The following is a 23,367-nucleotide window of genomic DNA, read 5'->3' as shown; positions in this document are numbered from 1 at the left end:
CCATGATCAGCATCGACCTCACCATCTTCTGGGCGGCGGTCATCGGCTTCGCCGTGATGGCCTATGTCGTGATGGACGGCTTCGACCTCGGCATCGGCATCCTGTTCCCGAGTTTCGCGGTCGGCGACGAGCGCGATCAGGCGATGAACTCGATCGCGCCGGTGTGGGACGGCAACGAGACCTGGCTGGTGATGGGCGGCGGCGGGCTGCTCGCAGCTTTCCCGCTGGCCTATGCCATCCTGCTTCCGGCGACCTATCCGCTGATCATCGCGATGCTGCTCGGCCTCGTCTTCCGCGGCGTCGCGTTCGAATTCCGCTGGCGCGATGCAGGCCACCGCGCGCTGTGGGACATGGCGTTTTCGCTGGGCTCGGTGGTCGCGGCGCTGGCACAGGGTATCACGCTCGGCGCGATCCTGCAGGGCGTCCGGGTGGAGAATGATGCCTATGCCGGCGGCTGGCTCGACTGGCTGAGCCCGTTCAGCCTGCTCACCGGGATTGCCGTCGTCATCGGCTATGCCCTGTTGGGCGCAACCTGGCTGATCTGGAAGACCGAAGGAACCAGCCAGCGTCACGCGCGCCGCCTCGCCTTTTGGCTCGGCGTCGGCACCCTCGCCGCGCTTGCGGCGGTGAGTGCCGCGACGCCCTTCCTGCACTACGACTACTGGCGGCGCTGGTTCGCCTTGCCCGGCGTGCTGCTGACGGCACAGGTGCCGCTGCTCGTCGCGATCTGCGCGGCGACATTGTTCTGGAGCCTCAAACGCAACTTCGAACGGCTGCCCTTCGCGATGGCGCTCGCGCTGTTCCTGCTCGGGTTCCTCGGGCTTGGCATCAGCATCTATCCTTATATTGTGCCCCGCGCGGTGACGATTTGGGACGCCGCCGCACCGCCCTCGAGCCAGTCTTTCATGCTGGTCGGCGCGCTGGTCATCGTGCCTGTGATCCTCGCTTATACCGGTTGGGCCTATTGGGTGTTCCGCGGCAAGGCCGGCGTTCACGGATACCATTGATGGAGAGCCGGCTCCCGCTCTGGAAACGGCTCGCCTGGATGGCCGCGATCTGGGGAGCGAGCGTCATCTCGCTCGGGTTGGTCGCCGGCCTGATCCGCCTCGTCCTGACAGGCTGACGTCACCGCCGCGGAAAGATGAATCGGTCAGCGTGCGTGAAGACGAACCGGTCGGCGATCCGTCGGCCGGATCGCAGCGCGCTCAGCTCTGCTCGCGGCCTCTCCGCTTCGGCAGCCGCACCATCAGCACGCTATGGTCGAAGTCAACTCGCATTCGATCGGGGTCGATCGGACACGGCAATCGCATCACGCCCAGAAATCTGAACGAGCGTCCCACGCGGCAATGGCCTTCCGGCTTGTGCCGCCCGAGGCTCGGTTCGGCGAGAATGGTGAGCACGTCATCGTCCACCATGACCTCGATCTCGTCTTCGCTCAGGCCAGGCAGCTCCGCAAGGACCACCACATCGCGTTCGTCTTCGTACACGTCAAGGTCAAGCATGCGGGGACTGTGCGGTTACGAGACTGCCTCGATTACCCCGTCGCCATGTCGAAATTGCACGGATTTCCATCATTTGGATTTGGCAGCCGGCACCTTCGACGCAAGTTCCGGCTCGACGTCGTCGAGGAAGCTTGCCGATGGCACGAAGAACAATGCGCCGGTCACGGCGCGGCTGAAGTCCAGCAGCCTGTCGTAGTTTCCGGGCGGCCGGCCGACGAACATGTTTTCGAGCATCTGCTCGATACGATGCGGCGATCGCGCGTATCCTATGAAGTAGGTGCCGAACTCGCCCTTGCCGAACTCGCCGAACGGCATGTTGTCGCGAACGATTTCCAGCTGCTCTCCATCCTCGACAATGGTCGTCAGGACGTTGTGCGCATAAGGCGCCTTCGCCGCCTCCAATTGCTCGATATCGGAGAGCTTGTGCCGACCGATGATGTTTTCCTGCTGCTCGACCGGCACTGCATTCCAGCGCGCCAAATCATGCAGATACTTCTGCACGATGACGTAACTGCCACCGGCAAAGGGCGCATCCTCCTCGCCGACAACGGTTGCGCGTTCGGCGCCTTCGCCGACGGGGTTTTCGGTGCCATCGACAAAGCCCATCAGATCGCGGTCGTCGAAGTATTTGAAGCCGTGCACCTCGTCGACAACGGTCACGACGTTCCCGAGCCGTGACATGATCTGCGCTGCGAGCTCGAAACACATATCTATACGAGCGGACCGGATATGGAAGAGAAGATCGCCCGGCGTCGAAACCGCATGATGCACGCCACGAATTTCCTGAAACGGATGCAGATCCTTCGGTCGCGGCGCGCCAAACAGCCGGTCCCAGACGCTGGAGCCTATACCCATGACACACGACAACCGCCCCTTGAGGTCACGGAAGCCGACGGCCCGTAACAGCGAGGACAGGTCGGCGCAGAGACCACGCACGGCGACGTCGCTTTCCGGTCCCGAATTGACCGTCACGACAAGGAAGATGGCTGCCCGCGTGAGACGCGCGACGACCGGTTGCGGAACAGCAGACGGCACAACTTGCTCCTTTGTGACCTCTGAGAGGTCTCTAATCCATGTCTCGAAAAGCGTGCCCGTCAGCTCTCACGCCCAAGATGACGCTCGAGGGCACCAGGTCCTGGGCACAGGTGCCGTCGAACACCCAATCGCCCTTGTCCGCGAGGTCAGGGAGATTTGCGCCCTTGCGCACATACAGTCCGATCGCCGGCTTCTTCACATTGATGTAGAGATCGTACTCTTCCATTTTTTACCAACCTTCCTGACACAGGGAATCCATCGTCCGCCGCTCCGGGAGTGCCAAATCGGACAAACTGTCTCTTGAACCGGCGCGAGCAATATGATTGCCGGTCACAGCTTGACCGGCCGCCCCGACTTCTCCTCCTCCAGCGTGACGGCAATATCGGCATTGGCGGAGAGGCGAACCTTGTCGCCCTCGACACCCGCCACGAAGCCCATTTCAATGTAGTGATGATGGCCTTCGTGGTGGCCAAAGCTGTCGGACTTCTTGAGCTTGATGCGATCACCCTCGACGCGATCGACTGTACCGACGTGAACGCCGTCCGCGCCGATCACTTCCATGTTCTCTCTGATCGCGTTCGCCATGAGTTGGTTCTCCTGTCCAATTTCAGAATCCATCGACACTCCGCCCGCCGCTGCGCCGTCAGTCCTCGAAAAGCCTGGCGATGTCGGCGTCGCAGCAAAGCCGAACCTTCTGGCCCTCGACATTGTTCACGAGATCGAGGCCGATATAGTGATGATGCTTTTTGTGCGGACCGCCGTCGCGCTTCTTGAGCTTGATACGATCACCCTCGATGCAGTCCACCGTGCCCAGATGATCGCCATCGAAGCCGACGACCTCCATGTTCTCCCTGATTTCGTGCATCGCCATCTTTTCCTCGTCGACTGGATCCTGGCCCGCGTGCCGCCGTAGCGCGGCCTCAAATCATGCCTTCATCGTCCTGGTCCGCGGTCGGCGCGGCCTTGCCGTTGAAGGTGAGGCCGTCCTTGCCTGCCGAGATCTTGACCTGCGAACCGTCGCGCACCTCACCCGCGAGCAGCATCTCCGCCAGCGGGTCCTGCAGGTAGCGCTGGATGACGCGCTTCAGCGGACGAGCACCGTATGCGGGGTCCCATCCCTTGTTGGCCAGCCAATCCCGCCCCTTGGCGTCGAGCGACAGCTCGATCTTGCGATCGTCCAGAAGCCGGCGGAGCCGCGCAAACTGGATTTCGACGATCCGGCCCATCTCGTTCTTCTGGAGCCGGTGGAAAAGAATAATGGCGTCGATCCGGTTGAGGAACTCGGGCCGGAAATGTGCCCGCACCATCGTCATGACCTGCTCGCGCACCGCGCTGGTCTTCTCGCCTTCTCCCTGGTTGACGAGCAGCTCCGCCCCGATGTTCGAGGTCATGATGATCAGCGTATTGCGGAAATCGACGGTGCGACCCTGGCCGTCGGTCAGCCGTCCGTCGTCGAGCACCTGCAGCAGGACGTTGAACACATCCGGATGCGCCTTCTCGATCTCGTCGAACAGCACCACCTGATAGGGCCGCCGACGTACCGCCTCCGTCAATACGCCGCCCTCGTCATAGCCGACATAGCCGGGCGGCGCGCCGATCAGCCGCGCGACCGAGTGCTTCTCCATGAACTCGGACATGTCGATCCGGACCATCGCCGTCTCGTCGTCGAACAGAAATTCCGCGAGTGCCTTGGCGAGCTCGGTCTTGCCGACGCCGGTCGGTCCGAGGAACATGAATGAGCCCATCGGGCGATTGGGATCCTGCAATCCCGCACGCGCGCGGCGTACCGCCGTCGATACGGCGCGCACGGCCTCGGCCTGGCCGACGACGCGCTTGCCGAGCGCCCCCTCCATGTGCAGCAGCTTCTCCTTTTCGCCTTCCAGCATCTTGTCGACCGGAATCCCGGTCCAGCGCGACACGACCTGCGCGATGTTGTCGGCGGTCACCGTTTCGCCGATCGACGTGCTCTCGCTGGTTTCGACCGCGGCAAGCTTCCTCTCGAGTTCGGGGATCCTGCCGTAGGCAAGCTCGCCCGCCTTCTGGAATTCGCCCTTTCGCTGTGCATTCGCGAGTTCGGTGCGAAGCCGTTCCAACTCGCTCTTCATCTTCTGTGCGTCGGAAAGCTTGCCTTTTTCGGCCTGCCATTTCGACGTCAAATCGGCCGACCTCTTCTCGAGATCGAGCAATTCCGTCTCCAGCGTCTGCAGGCGGCTCTTCGAGCCGGCATCGTTCTCCTTCTTGAGCGCTTCCTGCTCGATCTTCCGCCGGACGATCTCACGATCGAGGTTGTCGAGCTCCTCGGGCTTGGAGTCGACCTGCATCTTCAGCCGGGCAGCCGCCTCGTCGACGAGGTCGATCGCCTTGTCTGGCAGAAAGCGGTCCGTGATATAGCGGTTCGACAACGTCGCCGCCGCGACCAGCGCCGAATCCGAGATACGAACCCCGTGATGGAGCTCGTACTTCTCCTTCAGACCGCGCAGGATCGAGATGGTGTCCTCGACCGTCGGCTCCGACACGAACACCGGCTGGAAGCGTCGCGCCAATGCCGCGTCCTTCTCGACATGCTTGCGGTACTCATCCAGCGTGGTGGCGCCGATGCAGTGCAGCTCACCGCGGGCCAGCGCCGGTTTGAGCAGGTTGGAGGCGTCCATCGCGCCGTCGGTCTTGCCGGCGCCGATCAGCGTGTGCATCTCGTCGATGAACAAGATGATGCCGCCCTCGGCTGCCGTCACCTCGTTCAGGACCGCCTTCAGCCGCTCCTCGAATTCGCCACGGTACTTTGCACCGGCGATCAAGGCGCCAAGGTCGAGCGCCAGCAGCTTCTTGTCGTTTAGGCTCTCCGGCACGTCGCCGTTGACGATGCGCAGCGCCAGCCCTTCGACGATGGCGGTCTTGCCGACGCCGGGTTCGCCGATCAGCACCGGGTTGTTCTTGGTCCGGCGTGAGAGCACCTGAATGGTGCGGCGGATCTCCTCGTCGCGACCGATCACCGGATCGAGCTTGCCGTCGCGCGCGGCCTGCGTCAGGTCACGGGCGTACTTCTTCAGCGCGTCATAGGCGTTCTCCGCCGATGAGCTGTCGGCCGTGCGCCCCTTGCGCAGCGCGTTGATCGCGGCTTCCAGATTTTGCGGTGTGACGCCGCCATCCCTCAGAAGTCCAGCCGCATCGCTGTTCCGATCCGAAGCCAGGCCCTGAAGCAGCCGCTCGACCGTGACGAAGCTGTCTCCCGCCTTCTCCGCGGCCTGTTCTGCCGCGGCGAACACACGAGCGGTCTCGGGCGCGAGATAGACCTGTCCCGCGCCGGCTCCCGATACCTTCGGGAGCTTGTTCAGCGCCGCTTCCGTTGCTTTGAGGATCGCCCGCGAATTGCCGCCGGCGCGGTCGATCAGGCCGCCCGCCAGACCTTCGCCGTCATCGAGCAGCACCTTGAGGATGTGAAGAGGCGTAAACTGCTGGTTGCCTTCCCGCGTCGCCAGCGACTGTGCCGACTGGATGAAGCCTCTCGCGCGATCGGTATATTTTTCAACATTCATGGAATCACCTCACACCAGCAACACCGGCGCATGTCGTCCTCATTCCGATTTCATCGACCTGTCGGCGAACGCGCCCTTTTCGCCTCGAGGTGCTGTTCCAATCGACCGAGATCGATCACCATGCGCTGATGGGTGCCGCCGCCGATCTCTTCAGTTTCGTCATGCGCGGTCACCGCGAAGACCAGGCGCCGTCCATCGACGCTGGTGACTTCGGCCTCTGCGGTCACCCGCTGTCCCGCCGGCGTCGCGGCGATGTGTCGGACGTCGACCGCCGTCCCGACCGCCGCCTCACCGGGTTCGAGACAGCTCCGGATGGCGTTGAGCGCCGCGTTTTCCATCGCAAGGATCATCACCGGCGTCGCGAGAACCGGCGGCAGCGTCGGGTCCTTGAACTGGCTGGCCAGATGTTGCGGCTTCACGTCGAGCGTGAAGCGGCCCTTTGCGCCAAGAGGCACCGGCTTCATGTTTCACACCGCCCTCTGGAACAGTTCCTCGACATAGTCCCAGTTCACGAGGTGATCGAGAAACGCCTTGATGTAATCGGGCCGGCGATTGCGATAGTCGATGTAGTACGAGTGCTCCCAGACATCGCAGCCGAGAATGGGTTTGGCGCCGTGCACAAGCAGACTTTCGCCGTTTGCGGTCTTCATCACGACGATCTTTCCATCCTTCACTGCCAGCCAGCACCATCCCGAGCCGAACTGGCCAACACCGGCTGCCACGAAGTCATCCCTCATCTTCTCGACAGAGCCGATATCCGCGTTGATCCGCTTCTCGAGGCTGCCAGGGATCGCGCCGCCGCCCGCTGGCTTCATCCACTTCCAGAAGTACGTGTGATTGAGATCCTGGCTCGCATTGTTGAAGAGCGGCGTGCTCCTTCCAAAGGAGCCGACGACGACCTCCTCGAGGCTCTTACCTTCCCATTGCGTGCCCTTGATCAGCGTATTGAGGGCGTTGACGTAGGCTGCATGATGCTTGTCGTGATGATACTCGAGCGTTTCCTTCGACATATAGGGAACGAGCGCATCATGGGGATAGGGTAGATCGGGGAGGGAAAACGACATGGGACTTCTCCGGCTCATGATCTGCTGTGTGAGCGAACATCCGGGTTTGCGACGTGGGCTCGATCGCTCATGCCGATAGTGCGTATCGCGATCCGCCAAGTCGCAATCGCGCCGATCCGACGGATAGTTCCTGAGCAACCGACGTGCCAACTCAAACGGCGCGAAATATCAATACGTTACAGAGCGACAAGCAGGCGCCATTGGACAAGTTGTCGAAACAGCGCGGGACAAACTGTCCGAGACGGCAGAAGCCAGCCGAGGCTTGAACGGACGTTCTTGCGACGGCACGCGACGCGCGCGGTTCACTCCACGCATCGGATGCTGCGCACAAGCCTTGATGCGCGACCCGCCCGCCGTCCTACGTCTTCGGTCCGTACATCAACTCGAGTGCTGCAAGGGCAGTCAGGATGTACCCGCCATCACTGTCCATGTCGTCATCTGTGGAGAGATCAAATTCCCTCCAGACACCGTCAAGATTACCGGCCCTTCTTTCGTTGATGACCTTGGTGGCCACGTCACTAACGACGCCGAACTGCGCAAGGTCGTAGTGCAGGCCGTCGGCATCCGAAAACAGACCGTGTTTGCGCAGGAACGCGGCCATCGGCATCGACGTTTCGCTGAGGTAGAACAGCAGGTCGCCCGCCTCCACGGGGCGATCCATCGCCTGGGGCACGAGGCCGACCCGCTCGATGAGCTGCTTGGCGCATGATTGAAGATCGGTCGTGAGTTGGCTCAGCGATACGACAGGCATTGCGGATCTCCTCACCCGTGAAAGCGGATCCTCGACCGGCCCAGGTTTGATTGGTCCCTGGCTCTGGCCGCCTGATCGGATAACGACGCGCGCAGGTCTCTACTTGACCCTGCGGCCATGGAAGAACCCGGCATTCGTGGTGCTCTCACGAATATTGGCCGTTTCGCCTTGCTCCGCCGTGTTCTTTGCCTTTCCCTTCGGCTGCGGCCCGGCATTGCGGTCGGGTTCCGATCCCGTCCCCTTTGGACTCCGGTTCGCGGGCGGGACAGGCGGCATCTTGTTGTGACGTGACATGGCGGCAACTCCCTTTGAAGAAAACGGATCGAGACTCGCGCCGATATCGTGGGAGATCGAGCAACTGACGTGCCAAATCGAACCAGCAACGAAATCAGCCTCATAGCGTGACAGTTCTCACCCGGACGAAGACAATTTGTCGATGTCAGGTCAGACAAACTGTCCGGCGAACCTACTCCTCGAAATCCTCCCTTGGACTGAACCATCGCGCGACGCAATTCACGCCACGCCCGCTTTCACATGTCCAACGCTGCGCCACAGCAAATCGTTGCACCGCGATAGCCTCGACTTCAGAACGTCGAGCAGGCCATCTCTCGCGGTCAGCCGGGAGCTTCCCGCAGCCAGACGGAAAAGGTCGTGCCCTTTCCCAATTCGCTTTCGACCGAGATCCTACCACCTTGTCGGGTCACGAGCATCTGGCTAATTGACAGCCCGAGGCCGGTGCCTTCCCGTCTCTTGGTCGTGAAGAAGGGATCGAAGATCCGCTGCATGATATCGGGCGTCATGCCGGCGCCGGTGTCGCCGACCTCGATCACGACACCGCGACGGAGACCTTCCTGGCGATCGAACGTCCGCAGTGTCAGCCGTCCGCCGTCGGGCATTGCGTGAATCGCATTGACGATCAGATTCACCAGCACCTGCTGAAGCTCGGTCCTGTTCATCGAAATCGGACGCGATGCGCGATACTCCTTGTCGACGGTGATCGTCGTCTTGTTCAGCAGGTGCTGGACCAGTGGCAGCGTATCGTTCACGATCTCGTCTGGCTGATACTGCTCCACGAAGCCTGCGTATTCCTGCGGCTTGGCGAACTGAAGCAGTCTGGTGACGATCTCGCTGATCCGTCGCAACTGCTCGTCGATGAGCCGGAACTCGGTCTTCGCATCATCGACCTTGCTCCCCATCAGGTCGCGGATGACTTCGAGATTGCCCTGCACGACGGCGATCGGATTGTTGATCTCATGCGCGATGCCGGCGGTGATTTCGCCGATCGCGGCGAGCTTCTCCGACATGATGAGCTGCTTCGTGGTCGCCTCCAGTTGCTGATTGGCGAGTTGCAGCTTGCTGGTGCGCTCCTCGACGCGCTGATTGAGCTCCTCATTCCATTGCCGCAGCTGGGTATCGCGCTCGTGAAGCTGGTCCAGGAGCCGATCGAGGTGGAGCGCAACCCGGCCGATTTCGTCCTGATCGCCAGCATGCCCGGTTCGGGCGTCGAGCTCACCCCGTTCGACCCGGGTAATTGTACCCGTCATGCTCTCGAGAGGACGGAAGATCGCCGCGGCCCACCTCAGAAACAATGGAACAGTGGCGGCAACGGCAACCAGGAAAGCAACCGCGATCTCGATCAGCGTCCGGCGCTTCGCTTCGGTAAAGGGCTTTTGAAGAAAGCCGGCATAGAGCATGCCCACGCGATGATTGTAGCTATCGAGCAGCGGCTCATAACCCGAGACATACCAGTCGTTGACGACGAATGCGCTGTCGAACCAGCTGCCGCCGTCGTCGAGGACGGCCTTGCGGACCGCCGCAGACACACGGGTGCCAATCGCACGCTGCGTCTCGAACAACTCCACATTGGTGCTGATGCGCACGTCATCGAGAAACAGGGTGACGGTGCCACGGCTCTCCTGAGGCAGGCCCAGGCCATGATAGATCAGATCGTTGATCGTATCGACGAAGGCGAGATTCTGATTCAAGAGGATGCCGCCCACCAGCGCAGCACGCCGACCGTCGGGCAGCATCAGGGGGTTGGCCGACTGAAGGATCAGGCCGCGCGTTTCCTCCGCCTTTGTGCTCGGAGCGCTTCCGACGGTCGGAACGAGATCGATCCGTGCCCGTTGCGCGAGATCAGGCGATACCGCCGAAAGCTCGGTCGCCTCGAAAACGTCGATCGCCGTCCTTGCGTGCCCTTCAAGCGCGGTGCTGATGACCGGCCAGTTCCAGCGGACGGAGGCCGACGCAAGCGGATATTCGCTTGCCACGATATGTCCGCCGTCGACCACGATATAGAGAAAATCAAACCCGCGGGCCTGCGCAGTTTCCCTGAGAAGCGCCGCAAGATCGCCGTCAGAACCACCTTGCTTTTGCAACGTCGTCTGAAACCGCGCGGAGCCGGTGACGAAAGCCAACTGGTCTTCCGTATTCTCCATGATACGAGCGAGATATTGGTGCGCGATGGTCAGATCGTCGTGGACTTTGGAGAGCAGCGCCTCGTCGAATTTGGTGTTCCAACGATAGATGCTGATCCCCAGCAGTAGCGGGAGAATCACGAGCATCGGCACGAGAGCGATCGCCAGCAATCGATAGCGAACCGAGCGTCGATTGCTCATCGAGCGAACAGCTATACTTTCCAGCTTGCGCATTTGCGGTCGACCGTCTTGCGCGAGATGCCAAGCCGCCGCGCAGTTTCGTCGCGATCTCCGCCTGTCTCGCGAAGGATAGCCAGGATATGGCGTCGCTCCACTTGAGCAAGACTCTCCCCTCCGCTCTCGCCATGATCAAGGGCTCTCTCGAAATCCTCCGGGAAAGTTCCGAGAATGATGGTCCGCTCGATCAGATTGCGCAGCTCCCGGATGTTCCCGGGCCACTCGTAGTGCGTCAGGGCCGCGCGCACGCGCTCGCCCATGGGCACGGCGGGCATGCCGAGCTGCTGGGAAATATCGCGCATGAATATTGCGGCGAGCTCGAGGACGTCCTCGCCGCGGTTACGAAGCGGCGGCATGCCGATTTGCATGATGTTCATTCGGAAGTAGAGATCAGCGCGGAAACTGCCGGCCTCGACCCGGCTTGGCAGATCGGCATTGGTGGCGAAGACGAAGCGGGCGTCGAACGGGACCTCTCGTTCCGCCCCAACGGGACGCACGCGGCGATCCTCGAGAACCCGCAGCAGCTTGCTTTGAAGCGTGTAAGGCAATTCGCCGATCTCATCGAGAAATACGGTCCCGCCCTGTGCGTGCATGAACAGACCCTCGCGAGCCCGTCCTGCACCCGTGAACGCTCCCTTGAGATGGCCGAACAGCTCGCTCTCGATCATATCGGCTGGAATCGCGCCGCAATTGATCGGCACGAAGAGCTTGTCCGCGCGATTGGAGAGGGAATGAAGCGAGCGGGCGGCAACCTCCTTGCCGGTTCCTGATTCGCCGGTAAACAAGACTGGCGTAGGCAACGGAGCAACTCGCGCGATGATATCGCGCACTTGTTGTATTGCGCCCGACTGACCCAGTAGCTTGTTACGCAGGAACGTTTCGTATGAAGCGGATGTCAATTCATGACGCAGCACGTAGTTCTCTCGCTGCAGCCGCGTTCGGTCTAGGCATCGGGCGACAGCGTTGAGCAACTGATTGGAACGGAACGGCTTGATAACGAAATCGACGACACCGGCCCGCAAAGCCACGATAGCTGTATCGAGGTCGGCGTAAGCCGTCATCAGGATCACATCGGCGAAGAAGCCGATCGCTCGTTGTTCGGCAAGCCAGTCAAGACCCGCTTTCCCGGGCATGACGTTGTCAAGAATGACCACGTCGAAATGCCGGCTGTCGAGCTTGCGCGACGCCTCCTTGGCATCTGCCGCCTCCTCGATCAGCTTGCAACGCGGCCGCAGAATCTTGACGAGAAAGTTGCGGATACCGGGCTCATCATCGATGACCAATATCGACGCCTGCGAGAGCCAGGGGCCGAACTCCGGGCCGCCGACGGGTTCGACAACTTCCTGGGTTGAATCCTCCGACATTCGGCCCTTCTCCTGACGCCGCCTGTACCCTAACAGGGGACAGGCCCAAGAACCACAGCATCACATCCGTGCAAAAGCCCGTTTCAACGCGGTCTCACGCCGGCGCCGACCGGAATTCCGGCTGCCGGCCACGGCGACGACTAGGTCGCCTCGCCGCTGACCTCGTCATGCAGCCGCGCAAGCACCCGCCGCATGCCATGAAGCTGGTCCACGAGATGAAGCACCACATCGATGCCTTCGTCGTTGACGCCCATTCCGGCCGCAAGATCCTGAATGAAGCGCGCACGGGCAACGTCGCCCTCGGTGAATGTCATCCCGGTGATGGTCCGCTCGGGGATCAGCCACTCCTGCTCGAGCCAGAATTCCAGGGTCTGCCCCTGCACACCGGAAGCGATCAGAAACTCCTGCCTGCTCATGATCATGATGCACCGCCTTCGCGCGGGTTGAATTCCTTGCCCTTGCCCCATCCCGACACGAACGCCTCAAGCTCCGGGTCCGGCGAGTTCGGCAGGACGATCTTCAACTTCACGAGTTCGTCGCCGCTTCCGCCGCCATGGCGCGGCGCGCCCTTTCCGCGCAGTCGAAGCATTGTCCCGGTGTTCGATCCCTTCGGGACTGACATGGTCACTTCGCCGGTTGGCGTCGGGACGCGCACCCGCCCACCCAGAACGGCCTCGGGCAGCGAGATCGGCAATTCCAGCGAAATGTTGTCACCGTCGCGCGTGAAGCGTCGGTCGGGCAGGACTTCCACATCGATCAGCGCATCGCCAGGCCCGCCCTTGCCGGTGCCGGGCGCACCTTTGCCTTTGAGGCGCAGGATCTGACCGTCGACCAGCCCGGGTGGGATCTTCACATCCAATGCGCCGCCGTCCGGCAACGTGATGCGCTTGTTCCCACCCGTGATCGAATCCACGAAATCGATCGCGAGCCGGTAGTGCAGATCTGCGCCGCGACGATTCGCGCGCGCCCGTTGACTGCGCTTGAGAAGCTCGGCGAACGGGTCCTCGCCGTCTATGAAATCGGCGAAGCCGGCACCGCTGGTGTAGGGATGACCGTCGTCCGCGCCGGCGAAATCCCGGTAGAAATGATGTTGCGGCTGCTCCGCACCTGACGCGTCGATCTCTCCATCGTCGAACCGCTTCCGCTTCTCGGCATCGCCGAGCAGATCGTAGGCGCCTGCAACTTCCTTGAACTTCTCTTCGGCCTTCTTGTCACCGGGGTTGAGATCCGGATGAAGCTTCTTCGCCAGCTTGCGATAAGCCTTCTGAATGTCGGCGGCGGAAGCCGACGATGAGACGCCGAGCACATCGTATGGATTGGTCGCCACCTCAGCTCTCCCGGCATCGCCATCGGCATGTCTGGATCGCGCGACGGAGGAGTTCGCGAGCCGCGGTGCTATTCGATGGCAGGCTGATGTTACGCAACATGTCCCGGGTCCACGTATCTTGGATAGTTCTTGGCCTGCTGCGGCGTCATCCGCGCCTGATCCGGCGCCTCCGGCACACCCCGCGGGCCGAGCTTGGCCCGCGCGATGTCATCCTCCGTCAAACGCGGCTTGCCGTCGTCTAGCTGTCCATTGCCTCCGTGATCTATCGCCATGGTTTCTCCCTGATCCTGCGAGGAGCCTTGTGGCTGGCATTCGATTCAGAAGACCGAACGGCTCTTGAACGCAACGCTCCGCGTCATCGCCCCGGTTGCAGGGTGAGGCTCTCGACGCCGGCGGCAATGATCACGCCGGTCGACGCCTGAACGCTGAGCGGTTGCAGCGCGATGCTGTTGTTCGAGCCGCCGAGCAGCACGTTTCCGCCCACACCCACCACGGCCGCCGCCATGGCATCGACCCCGACATAGGTACCGGCAAGGTCGCCGCGACCGGGCTGCACTACGGGTGCAAATACATTCCAGGCAAGCGCCGTGGTCTCCGTGAAGCCGATATCGAGACCGAGCTTCTGCATTGTCGCTACGTAGTAGTCTTCCGGCATTCCGTTGATCCGCAAGACACATCGAAGATTGACAACAGCCCCCACGAGGAATCCGACGGTCGCGCCGCCAAGGCACTCGAGCACGCCGACTTGCACCTTCTGTGCCGGTTGCGCCGGTTGCTGCGCAAGGCCGGACGACACCAGCGCGCTCAGCATGGTGGCGGCAATAACGATGGAAAGACCCCGATGACGTCGCATGAGAAACCCCCTTTTGTGAGTTGGAAGACGATGCCTACTGGGCATCAAGGATAGAGCCTGAGTGATCCGATCGAGGCGGCCCGGGCAATTCGCGTCGCCCGGACCAGCCGACATTTGTGTATGCGCGGGAGACCCCGGCCGCAGCCTCGCTACATCGACTTCTTCTCGTCGTCGCCGATCTCCGTAAACTCGGCATCGACGACGTTGCTGTCATCGTGACCCGGGCTGGCGCCGGATGTCCCTTGCGACGCGGTGTGGATCGCCTCACCCAGCTTCATCACGCTCTGCTGGAGCACACTCGCCTTGGTGGTGATCGCAGCCGCATCGTCGCCTTTCAGCGCCTCGCGCAGATCCGACATGGCGTTCTCGATGCCGCGACGGTCCGTGTCGGAAAGCTTGGAGCCATGCTCAGCGACCGTCTTTTCCGCGGAATGCAGCAGCGCCTCTGCGGTGTTCTTCGCCTCGACCGCTTCCTTGCGCTTCTTGTCCTCGACCGCGTGCGCCTCGGCCTCCCTGATCATGCGCTCGATGTCGGCTTCGGAGAGGCCGCCGGACGCCTGGATTTGGATGCGCTGCTCCTTGCCAGTCGCCTTGTCCTTCGCCGAAACGTTGACGATGCCGTTGGCGTCGATATCGAACGTGACTTCGATCTGCGGCACACCGCGCGGCGCCGGGGCAATACCCATCAGGTCGAACTGCCCGAGCAGTTTGTTGTCGGCGGCCATTTCGCGCTCGCCCTGGAAGACGCGAATGGTCACCGCATTCTGATTGTCTTCGGCTGTCGAGAACACCTGGCTCTTCTTCGCCGGAACGGTGGTGTTTCGCTCGATCAGGCGCGTAAACACACCACCCAGCGTCTCGAGACCAAGCGACAGGGGCGTGACGTCCAGCAGCAGAACGTCCTTGACGTCACCCTGCAGCACGCCGGCCTGGATCGCCGCGCCGATCGCTACAACCTCGTCGGGGTTGACACCCTTGTGCGGCTCCTTCCCGAAGATCTTCTGCACGATCTCCTGGATCTTCGGCATGCGGGTCATTCCGCCGACCAGAACGACCTCGTTGATATCCTGGGCCTTGAGGCCCGCGTCCTTGAGGGCATTGAGGCAGGGCTCGATGGTCCGTTGCACGAGGTCGTCGACCAGGGATTCGAACTTTGCGCGGGTCAGCTTGACCTGGAGATGCTTGGGACCTGATGCGTCGGCCGTGATGAACGGAAGGTTGATCTCGGTCTGCGTCGTGGTCGAGAGCTCGATCTTGGCCTTCTCTGCGGCTTCCTTGAGCCGCTGCAGGGCGAGGTTGTCCTTGCGCAGATCGATGCCCTGCTCCTTCTGGAACTCGTCGGCCAGGTAATTCACCAGCCGCATGTCGAAATCTTCACCGCCGAGGAAGGTGTCCCCGTTGGTGGCCTTGACCTCGAACACGCCGTCGCCGATGTCGAGAATGGAGATGTCGAACGTACCGCCGCCGAGATCGTAAACCGCGATCTTGCTTTGCTTCTTCTTCTCCAGACCATAGGCGAGCGCTGCGGCCGTCGGCTCGTTGATGATGCGCAGCACCTCCAGGCCTGCGATCTTGCCGGCATCCTTGGTCGCCTGCCGTTGCGCGTCGTTGAAATAGGCGGGGACGGTGATGACCGCCTGCGTGATCTTCTCGCCAAGGTTGGCCTCGGCGGTCTCCTTCATCTTCTGCAGGATGAACGCCGATATCTGCGACGGCGAATAGGACTTCCCGCCGGCCTCGACCCAGGCATCGCCGTTCGAGGCCTTGATGATCGTGTAGGGGACGAGCTTTTTGTCCTTCTCGACCATCGGATCGTCATAGCGACGGCCGATCAGGCGCTTCACCGCGAAGATGGTGTTGGTGGGATTTGTCACCGCCTGGCGGCGTGCGGGCTGACCCACGAGGCGCTCGCCGTCGCTCGTGAACGCCACGACCGACGGTGTTGTGCGCATTCCTTCCGCATTCTCAATGATGCGCGGGTTCTTGCCGTCCATGACGGCAACGCAGGAGTTCGTCGTTCCGAGATCAATACCGATTACTTTTCCCACTGTCGCACCCTCCTGTTTTTCCTGTTTCGCTGTTCTTCACCGAACTGGTGCAGGTTGCTCGCCTGACCACCATTCCGGCGCGGCGAAGCTATCGGCGTCCAATGCGTGTGCGTGTCGTTCGTCGATATGGGTGGCGCAATGGCCAGCAAGGCCTGGCGCAGACCCGCTCGATCTCCAGCACGATGCACGTCTCATGACGCCTTCGGCTTCGGATCGGCATTGTACGCCACTTCCGGTGCGGCCGCGCCGGCTTTGTTCCGGTCCGGCGCCGGCGCTTCGCTACTCTGCGCGGCAGCATGAACGGGTATTCTGCGGACGTGTTCCTTCTCCCTGTTGATCGGCAACGTCACCGTCAGAACGCCATTGTCGAAGTCGGCCTTCATCTTGTCGGCGTCGACCGAATAAGGCAGGCGCAACGTGCGGAGCAATGTGCCGTAGGAGCGCTCGAGGACGTGGAAGTTCTCCTTGTCGTCCGTCCGATCCAGCGTCTTCTCCGCGCGGATGGTGAGGATGTCATCGACGAGCGTAACGTCGATATCCTCCGCCCTCACACCGGGGAGGTCGGCGCTGATCCGCATCTCGCCATCGGTCTCACTCACATTGATGCTGGGCATGAAGGGGCCCTGCTGATCGACGTTGGGACGCGACTGATGATGAAGACGGCCATGCAGGAAGACCTCGCCGAACAGCCGATTGATCTCGTGATGGAGCGAATGGAAGGGAGCTTCGATATCACGCTGAATCGGAACGCCTGATCGAACAGGTGCGGTGGAATTCGGCGCCATCATTCTCTCCCTGTAAGACGACGGACTCTTTAATCCGGGCTCTTCTTTGCAACGGGCATGCCATCCCCTGCCGCCAACGGTAACAACGACTTAGAGGCCCATCGATCGCGACGGCGGACATTTTGTCTCTGCCGTGCAGGACAAGTTGTCGGTGGAGCGGGATGGGTTTTCATGCCCCACTCGCGATGCCGACCTTCGCGGGACGCAATGCGCGGGAGCCGATCGCGTAGCCCGGCTGCAGAACCTTCATCACGGTGCCGCGCGGTACGGACGGATCCGGTACCTCGAACAATGCCTCGTGGAAATTGGGATCGAACCGTTCGCCGACGGGATCGAGCTTCCTGATGCCGTGCTCTTCCAACGCGCGCAGCAACTCCTTCTCGGTGAGGCCGACACCTTCAACCAGAGCCCTCAGCGCCGCCTCCGGTTCCCGGACACCGGCGGGGATGCTGGCAATGGCTCGCTCCAGGTTATCGGCCACGATGAGCATATCGCCGGCAAATTTCGTGATCGCGTATTGGCGCATGTTGTCGAGATCGCGCTCGGCGCGACGGCGTGTGTTCTCCACCTCGGCCAATGCACGCAGCAAGCGGTCCTTGAGCTCGGCATTCTCAGCGAGGAGTTGGGTGCGATCCTCCGACGAACGATCGCTTGCTACGGCTCTCCCGGAATCCGCCGCGCCTCCGGGGTCAGGCAGGGCATCGCTCGCGGTCGGCAACGTGTGAGCCGAACCTCCCGGGCGGTGTCCGCGCGGATCGTCGTCGGGTGGCCATTTTCGCTCCGTCATCTAGTCCTCCCTTGCAAGCGGACAGCGCTTTCCTGTTCCACCGGCGTATGCGCTAGGCTGCGCGGAACCGCAGGCCGAGGCCGACAAGCGCGCACCCCTGGAAAACGAGATCGAGCGCCAGAACAAGGCCAAGCAACCACAGACTGTTGACCGGCCAGCCAAGCAAGAAAACGAGCCCTGCGATCGCGGTGACGACACCCGAGGCAACGATCCAGCCCCAGCCGTGGTCCGTTCGCGCCTGGAATCCGAGCCAGAGACGGGCAGCGCCCGAAGCAACCGTGAGCAGAGCCAGCATCAATGTCAGAAAGACCGAGGCAAGCAGCGGATTCATCGATGTCACGACGCCGGCGGCCGTGTAAAGGACGCCGCTGAGCATCCACCACAGGAAGCCGCCCCAGGTCTTCACGCGGAGCGACTGCACGATCTGCATGACCCCGGCGACGATCATTCCCGCGCTCACGTAGTAGACCGTCACGATTGTCGCCAGCAGCAGGTTGCCGGCTGCGACGGCACCCAGGACAATGAAGACGAGCCCGAGGCCGACGAACCAGCCCCACTTGGCGTGCACGTCCGCAAACGCGCGGGACAGCATGGACGCATGATTTGTGGTTGTCATAGGACCCTCCGAGAGTCGAACCGGCGAGCCCGCTTCAGCCATGTGCAACCGGCACTCAGGCGTGAAGGCCTCCCGCCACAGCACACTCGCCACGGCACACCGGAGCAACAGACATGCCAATCAGGAAACCACGTCACATCAGACGCTTGGTGATTCGACCGCATTCACGAAGGACAATTTGTCCGCGCGCCACGGGACAGAATGTCGAAGGCAGGCCGCCGTTGGGGAAGCATCCTTGTGACGAGGAAACTGCGGTGGCTGGTCATCAACCGCCAAAAGGCATGTGCCGCCATCCCGGCACCTGGCCAGGCCGTAGCGAGGTCCTCTACCGCGGAAGACGTCTCAACGGTCAGTCTCTTGAGGGCTTCGGCTGAGTTTCACTCACAGGATCGGAGGCCGGAAAAGTCTCTTCGAGGCCTTCTTCGAGCTTCGTCATTTTCATATCCGCCTCGATCGCCTTCTTGGGGTCTACCGCGAGCTTGTCGACGGGGGCAGGATCAAATTTTTTCTTCATGGACACTCTCACTGGTTGGGGGCGCGCTATCGCCCATACTCGGTATTCTTCGCCATACCGCATTTAGGAGCAGAGCCGATAGGGAACCTTCTGCACGGAGACGTATGGAGCGGGCCGTTCTGCCGCTACCGGATTCGCGCGCATCAATTGCGTTCGCTCTGGCCGCGCAACAACGCGCGAGCTTACTAGGCCGAGGCTCTCTCAACGATCCGCAGGCGGGATGCCAAGCGGCGACCGCAACCAACGAGGGCAAATCGCCTCGCGGCCGGCGTCAGGCGGCCCGCATTCAGCCTGCCGCGGCATTTTCTCTCGATCGCCCTACTTTCCCGTGACGATCATGTGCCTGAGGGCTATCCTCTGAAGGAATCCTCCGCCGGCCTCACGGCCGCCCAACAGATTGCAACTGCGGTTTCCACGAGCGAATTCGATGCGCACGTCGCCCGCCTTTGAAACAGATCCGGGCTTTGCCCGAATGAACGTGCCCGACGTTCGGATCAATTACGATCCGATCGATCCGGACCAGTTCGACCGGCCGATTGTCTCCATGTCCATCGAGACAGGTCAGGGCAACGATGAGCTGCCGCTCCATTCGCACAAGAAGGGCCAGTTGGTGGTGGCCTCTCATGGATCGGTCATGTGCCGCGCACCGGGAGGACTGTGGATCGTTCCGCCGCAGGGTGCGGTGTGGATACCCGCCGGAGTCCTGCACAGCAACTGCATGTCAGGCGCGAAAAAGGTCTACGTCGTCTTCATCGATCCGCAGGCCAGCACGCTTCCGACCACCTGCTGCACGTTCACGATATCGTCGCTGGTGCGCGAGTTGATCCATCGATTGTCGCTCTTCCCGCCCCTGTATCCGATCGACGGGCCGACAAGCCGACTGGGTCGCGTCCTGCTCGACGAACTGGTGCAGATGTCGACCGAACAGATGTACCTGCCGATCTCCGCGGATAGCCGATTGCAGCATCTGGCCGCATCTCTGCTCAATGATCCGGCCGATCGGAGTACGGTCGACGAGTTGGCTGCTCGATACGCGATGAGCGAGCGCACATTCGCCCGTCTGGTATTCAAGGAAACCGGGATGACGTTCGGGCGCTGGCGACAGCGGCTTCACATCCTGGTCGCGTTGCAGCGACTATCGGACGGATCTTCCGTACAAGCCGTATCACTCGATCTGGGCTACGAGACGCCCAGCGCTTTCATCACCATGTTCAAGAAGGCGATGGGCAAGAGCCCTCGTCGCTTCCTCGCCGAGCGGTCCAGCTTCGTCAGCCGCGAGCCGGTCGAATAAGCAGCTTGCGACTTCGTATCCTGAGCCGCGGCCGGCGATGCTCTATCTCGAATTGAACGGCACCAGCGGGTACTGGAGGGTTGCCTCGGCCACGGCTTGCGGCGCTACCACGCGCGGCCTGCCGTTCTGCCCCTGCAGCAGAGTCACGTCGCCTCCCATGTTTTGACCGCTGGCATCGAACTTGATCCTGCCGCTGGACATCAGGATCGGCGTCATATCGGTCGTCTTGAGCGCGGCATGGATGGCCGCCGATTCAGAAGAACCGGCGCGGCTCACGGCATCCGCAACGATCTGCACGGCTTCGAACGCGCATCCCGAATTGGCGTCAAGCCAGTCGTTTGGATAGTCGGACGCAAACTGCTTGAGGATCGCTGCGGCGTCGGGAGCCTTCGGGTTGTGCCACAGCGTCGACAGGATCGCGCCGTCGCCGTATTTACCCAATGCGTCGTAGTATGCCTTGTCCTGCACGCCATTCGAGTTCGGCGAGAAGATCAATTTGGGATTCCATCCCTGCTTGACGCATTCCCGGATGATCATGATGGCATCGTTGACGCGCGTCACCGATACCAGCGCGTCGGCGCCCGAGGCTTTCGCCTTTGCCACCTCGACCGAGAGATCCCTGGCCTTCTCGTCGTATGGGATGTACTGGGCAATCTTCAGAGGGACATCGAGCTCCGTCCAGGCCTGATCGATGCTGGCCGCGGTCGATTGCCCCATCGTGTTGTTGAGATGCATGATGGCCGCACTCGTCGGCACATCCTTGAGCGACGACAAGAGCGACTTCAGTTCGATCAGCGACTTCCTGACGACCGTCAGCGACGTCGGATAGTAACGAAAGACCTGGGTGAAACCCTGCGAAGTCACCTGGGTCGCACTCGCGATATGCACCACCATCGGGACCTTTGCCGCTTCCGCGGCCTGCAGCGCGGATATGGTTGCGCCGGAGTCCCAGGCCCCGATGAGCACCGTGCAGCCCTGCCGGATCAGGTTCTCGGCGGCAATTCGCCCGTTCTCCGGCCTGCTCTGCGTATCGGCATGGTTGATTTCCATGTCTATTCCGAACTTCTCCTTGGCGAACTTCGCACCGGCGTCGATCCCGCGCACACAGGCCTGGCCGGGAAACGCCAAAACGCCGCTGCTCGGATTGATCGCGCCGACCCGCACCTTGCCGGGAGCGGTTGCCTTCGCCGGCCACGATACCAGCCCGGCGGCGGCGCCAACGCTGCTGCCGAGCAGCGCACGGCGCGTCAGACCACTTTCGTTGCGATTCATCATGTGACGTTTCCCCTCAGTCGGCTGCATGAATATTGAGGCGATCCAATCGAAAAGCTCGATGACTGGCGACGCACGCGGCAGATGCGTCCGCTCAGATCACCTTCTCATCTCGGCCTTGACCAGATCGTCTTCACTCTCGTCGTAAAGCGTATCGATCAACGAGCGATATCTCTCGATGATCTGCCTCCGGCGCTTCTTCCTGGTCGGCGTCATCACGCCATTCTCGGGGGACAGCTCTTCCGGCAAGATCCGGAAGGCCTTGATCTGCTCCGCCCTGGCCAGCCTGCTGTTGGCCTTGCCGATCTCGGCTTCGATCATCCGGACGACGATCTCGGAATCCGCCAGATCCGCGTACTGCACGATCTGAAGGTCGCGCGATCTCGCCCACTCCATCGTCGCAACAGCGTCGACTTCAATCAACGCGGTGAGATACTTCTTTCCCTCTCCGATCACCGCGGCTTCGGAAATGAACGGGCTGTGCCGGATTTCATTCTCGATCTGCGTCGGGCTGATGGACTTTCCGTTGGACGTGTTGATGATCTCTTTCTTCCGATCGACCAGCTTGAACAGGCCTGTCGGGCCGATATCCACGATGTCTCCGGTGTAGAGCCACCCATCGCGCAGCGCTGCCTTGGTTTCCTCCGGCTTGTTCCAGTACCCGACGAAGAGCCCCGGACCCCGGACAATCATCTCCCCGTCCTCGAGAACCGCCGTCTCCCAGGCCGCATCATGCACGGGCACGCCAACGGTGCCGGCTTCCGGCCATTCCGCCATCTGGACCAGATTGGCGCCGACCAGTTCTGTCTGGCCGTAGCATTCCTTCAGCTGCAGTCCCCAAAGCTGCCAAAGGGACATGAGTTCGGACGGCATCGCAGCCGAAGATGTGTAGGTGATCGCGAGCTCCTCGAACCCGACTTCAGCAAGCAGCGGTCGAAAGATCTGGTCCTGGCACACGGCGAACAGCGCCGATATCAGGGGATCCGGCGTGCCGCCAGCCTGGCGGTCGTCGAGCGCCTTGCGGGCGATCGTCATGGCAAACTGATAGTCCTGCTTCTGCTTCGCCGATCCGGAATGGACAATGCTGAGGATCTGGGTGGCAAACCGCTGATAGAAGCGGGGCGGCGCCGTGAAATACGTCGGCTTCACATCCTTGATGGTCTGGGCGAACTCCATGCTGGTCTCGCCGAAATGCGGCACCATCCGGGCCAGCAAAGGCAACGTCGTCGCTTGCGCGCGCGCGACGGTGTGCGACATCGGCAGATGCACGACGACGCGGTGCGTGTCGGAACGCATCCTCGGGCTGAACGTCGTCACGCTGTGCGCACCGGCGAGCAGCGACAAATGGGTCAGCATCGCGCCCTTCGGAAAGCCGGTGGTGCCGGATGTGTATCCGATGCTGACCAGGTCGCTGGCCCTCGCTTTCTCGACCTGCTTGCGAAGAAATCCATCGGCGTCGATCGAGATCCCTTCGCAAAAGGCGCTGAGCGAGATGACGTTCGCCGCCGCATCGATCCCGTTCCATTCCGGATCGAGCACAATGATCTTCCGCAACCTTTCGGCCTGGCCGGACGCCAGGACGATGCCAAGCTGCAACTCACTGCCGACAAAGACGAACGAGGCGCCGGAATCATTCAGGTAGTAACCGACTTCCTCCGGCGACGAGGTAAAATACACGCCGACCATGACGCCGCCGGCGCAGATCGTCGCCATGTCGGCCAGCAGCCATTCCTGGGACACATCGCCCATGATGGCCGCACGGTCACCGCGCGCGAGCCCGGCCTGCTGCAGGGCGGCCGCCAGATTCGCCACATGACCCGAATACTGCCGCCAGGTCGCGGCGATCCATGCGCCGCGACGCTTTTGCTTGTAGGCGACCGTCTCGGGCCGCTCCGCCCGTCGCGCGTTCAGAAGCTGCGGAATGGTCACGTCGACGAGTTGAGCGCCTGAGGTGATGGATTCGACGTCCAT

At 61.8% G+C, this 23,367-nt stretch carries 25 protein-coding genes; 3 read left to right on the top strand and 22 right to left on the bottom strand.

Features of this window, described 5'->3' with window-relative positions; translation table 11 throughout:
- The first annotated feature begins 2 nt into the window (after positions 1-2).
- Together cydB and AAFG07_RS02000 are read left to right on the top strand one after the other, a co-directional pair.
- Positions 3-1,007 carry a cytochrome d ubiquinol oxidase subunit II gene (gene cydB / locus AAFG07_RS02005; protein WP_342725779.1) on the top strand — a complete coding sequence of 335 codons (1,005 nt, stop codon included), beginning with the start codon at positions 3-5 and terminating at the stop codon, positions 1,005-1,007.
- Positions 1,007-1,123, top strand: coding sequence for a DUF2474 domain-containing protein (locus AAFG07_RS02000; protein ID WP_342725778.1), 117 nt, complete (start codon positions 1,007-1,009; stop codon positions 1,121-1,123). The genes cydB and AAFG07_RS02000 overlap by 1 nt, the downstream gene beginning before the upstream one ends.
- An 82-nt stretch (positions 1,124-1,205) precedes the next feature.
- Here AAFG07_RS02000 and AAFG07_RS01995 read toward each other — a convergent pair whose 3' ends face one another.
- From AAFG07_RS01995 to AAFG07_RS01900, 20 genes are all read right to left on the bottom strand, one after another.
- Complete coding sequence (locus AAFG07_RS01995) at positions 1,206-1,502, bottom strand: Hsp20/alpha crystallin family protein (protein ID WP_342725777.1); 297 nt, start codon at positions 1,500-1,502, stop codon at positions 1,206-1,208.
- Between the two features lie 69 nt (positions 1,503-1,571).
- Positions 1,572-2,537, bottom strand: a complete 966-nt coding sequence (locus AAFG07_RS01990) for a Dyp-type peroxidase (RefSeq protein ID WP_342725776.1) — start codon at positions 2,535-2,537, stop codon at positions 1,572-1,574.
- A 31-nt stretch (positions 2,538-2,568) separates the two neighbouring features.
- Positions 2,569-2,763, bottom strand: a complete 195-nt coding sequence (locus AAFG07_RS01985; RefSeq protein WP_342725775.1) for a hypothetical protein — start codon at positions 2,761-2,763, stop codon at positions 2,569-2,571.
- A gap of 104 nt (positions 2,764-2,867) precedes the next feature.
- Complete coding sequence (locus tag AAFG07_RS01980) at positions 2,868-3,122, bottom strand: DUF2171 domain-containing protein (protein WP_342725774.1); 255 nt, start codon at positions 3,120-3,122, stop codon at positions 2,868-2,870.
- 58 nt (positions 3,123-3,180) lie between these two features.
- Positions 3,181-3,408, bottom strand: coding sequence for a DUF2171 domain-containing protein (locus AAFG07_RS01975; protein ID WP_342725773.1), 228 nt, complete (start codon positions 3,406-3,408; stop codon positions 3,181-3,183).
- Positions 3,409-3,457: 49 nt separating this feature from the next.
- A complete protein-coding gene (clpB, locus tag AAFG07_RS01970) occupies positions 3,458-6,070 on the bottom strand; it encodes an ATP-dependent chaperone ClpB (protein WP_342725772.1) in 2,613 nt (870 codons plus the stop codon).
- A gap of 50 nt (positions 6,071-6,120) precedes the next feature.
- On the bottom strand, positions 6,121-6,534 hold the full coding sequence (locus AAFG07_RS01965; protein WP_342725771.1) for a thioesterase family protein: 414 nt from the start codon (positions 6,532-6,534) through the stop codon (positions 6,121-6,123).
- A 3-nt stretch (positions 6,535-6,537) separates the two neighbouring features.
- Positions 6,538-7,134: a superoxide dismutase gene (locus AAFG07_RS01960; protein WP_342725770.1), complete on the bottom strand. Its 597-nt coding sequence runs from the start codon at positions 7,132-7,134 to the stop codon at positions 6,538-6,540.
- Positions 7,135-7,492: 358 nt separating this feature from the next.
- Positions 7,493-7,885, bottom strand: coding sequence for a hypothetical protein (locus AAFG07_RS01955; protein WP_342725769.1), 393 nt, complete (start codon positions 7,883-7,885; stop codon positions 7,493-7,495).
- A gap of 614 nt (positions 7,886-8,499) precedes the next feature.
- On the bottom strand, positions 8,500-10,536 hold the full coding sequence (locus AAFG07_RS01950; RefSeq protein WP_342725768.1) for a cache domain-containing protein: 2,037 nt from the start codon (positions 10,534-10,536) through the stop codon (positions 8,500-8,502).
- Positions 10,515-11,903, bottom strand: coding sequence for a sigma-54 dependent transcriptional regulator (locus AAFG07_RS01945; protein WP_229165124.1), 1,389 nt, complete (start codon positions 11,901-11,903; stop codon positions 10,515-10,517). Before AAFG07_RS01945 ends, AAFG07_RS01950 begins: the two co-directional genes overlap by 22 nt.
- A 140-nt stretch (positions 11,904-12,043) precedes the next feature.
- On the bottom strand, positions 12,044-12,325 hold the full coding sequence (locus AAFG07_RS01940) for a chaperone modulator CbpM (RefSeq protein ID WP_342725767.1): 282 nt from the start codon (positions 12,323-12,325) through the stop codon (positions 12,044-12,046).
- On the bottom strand, positions 12,322-13,230 hold the full coding sequence (locus tag AAFG07_RS01935) for a DnaJ C-terminal domain-containing protein (RefSeq protein ID WP_342725766.1): 909 nt from the start codon (positions 13,228-13,230) through the stop codon (positions 12,322-12,324). The genes AAFG07_RS01940 and AAFG07_RS01935 overlap by 4 nt, the downstream gene beginning before the upstream one ends.
- Before the next feature lie 89 nt (positions 13,231-13,319).
- The gene (locus tag AAFG07_RS01930; RefSeq protein WP_342725765.1) at positions 13,320-13,502 is read right to left on the bottom strand and encodes a hypothetical protein; all 183 of its coding nucleotides are present in this window, start codon (positions 13,500-13,502) and stop codon (positions 13,320-13,322) included.
- 83 nt (positions 13,503-13,585) lie between these two features.
- The gene (locus tag AAFG07_RS01925; RefSeq protein ID WP_342725764.1) at positions 13,586-14,083 is read right to left on the bottom strand and encodes a DUF992 domain-containing protein; all 498 of its coding nucleotides are present in this window, start codon (positions 14,081-14,083) and stop codon (positions 13,586-13,588) included.
- A 149-nt stretch (positions 14,084-14,232) separates the two neighbouring features.
- Positions 14,233-16,131, bottom strand: a complete 1,899-nt coding sequence (gene dnaK / locus AAFG07_RS01920; RefSeq protein WP_342725763.1) for a molecular chaperone DnaK — start codon at positions 16,129-16,131, stop codon at positions 14,233-14,235.
- Between the two features lie 191 nt (positions 16,132-16,322).
- Positions 16,323-16,745 (bottom strand): Hsp20/alpha crystallin family protein, encoded by a 423-nt coding sequence (locus tag AAFG07_RS01915; protein ID WP_342725762.1) that lies wholly within the window; start codon positions 16,743-16,745, stop codon positions 16,323-16,325.
- Between the two features lie 340 nt (positions 16,746-17,085).
- On the bottom strand, positions 17,086-17,634 hold the full coding sequence (gene grpE, locus AAFG07_RS01910; RefSeq protein ID WP_342725761.1) for a nucleotide exchange factor GrpE: 549 nt from the start codon (positions 17,632-17,634) through the stop codon (positions 17,086-17,088).
- Positions 17,635-17,755: 121 nt separating this feature from the next.
- Positions 17,756-18,319, bottom strand: coding sequence for an HdeD family acid-resistance protein (locus tag AAFG07_RS01905; protein ID WP_342725760.1), 564 nt, complete (start codon positions 18,317-18,319; stop codon positions 17,756-17,758).
- 349 nt (positions 18,320-18,668) lie between these two features.
- Positions 18,669-18,833: a hypothetical protein gene (locus AAFG07_RS01900; protein WP_171947950.1), complete on the bottom strand. Its 165-nt coding sequence runs from the start codon at positions 18,831-18,833 to the stop codon at positions 18,669-18,671.
- Between the two features lie 427 nt (positions 18,834-19,260).
- Between AAFG07_RS01900 and AAFG07_RS01895 the strand changes: the two genes are divergently transcribed.
- Positions 19,261-20,124, top strand: coding sequence for a helix-turn-helix transcriptional regulator (locus tag AAFG07_RS01895; protein WP_342725759.1), 864 nt, complete (start codon positions 19,261-19,263; stop codon positions 20,122-20,124).
- Between the two features lie 42 nt (positions 20,125-20,166).
- Here AAFG07_RS01895 and AAFG07_RS01890 read toward each other — a convergent pair whose 3' ends face one another.
- Complete coding sequence (locus AAFG07_RS01890; protein ID WP_342725758.1) at positions 20,167-21,399, bottom strand: ABC transporter substrate-binding protein; 1,233 nt, start codon at positions 21,397-21,399, stop codon at positions 20,167-20,169.
- A gap of 96 nt (positions 21,400-21,495) precedes the next feature.
- Positions 21,496-23,367 (bottom strand): AMP-binding protein, encoded by a 1,872-nt coding sequence (locus AAFG07_RS01885; RefSeq protein ID WP_342725757.1) that lies wholly within the window; start codon positions 23,365-23,367, stop codon positions 21,496-21,498.

Origin of the sequence: Bradyrhizobium sp. B097, from assembly GCF_038957035.1 — a bacterium.
Taxonomy (GTDB): Bacteria; Pseudomonadota; Alphaproteobacteria; order Rhizobiales; family Xanthobacteraceae; genus Bradyrhizobium.
Note: the sequence above shows the minus strand (reverse complement) of the source record. Positions and strands in the feature narration are given on the sequence as shown.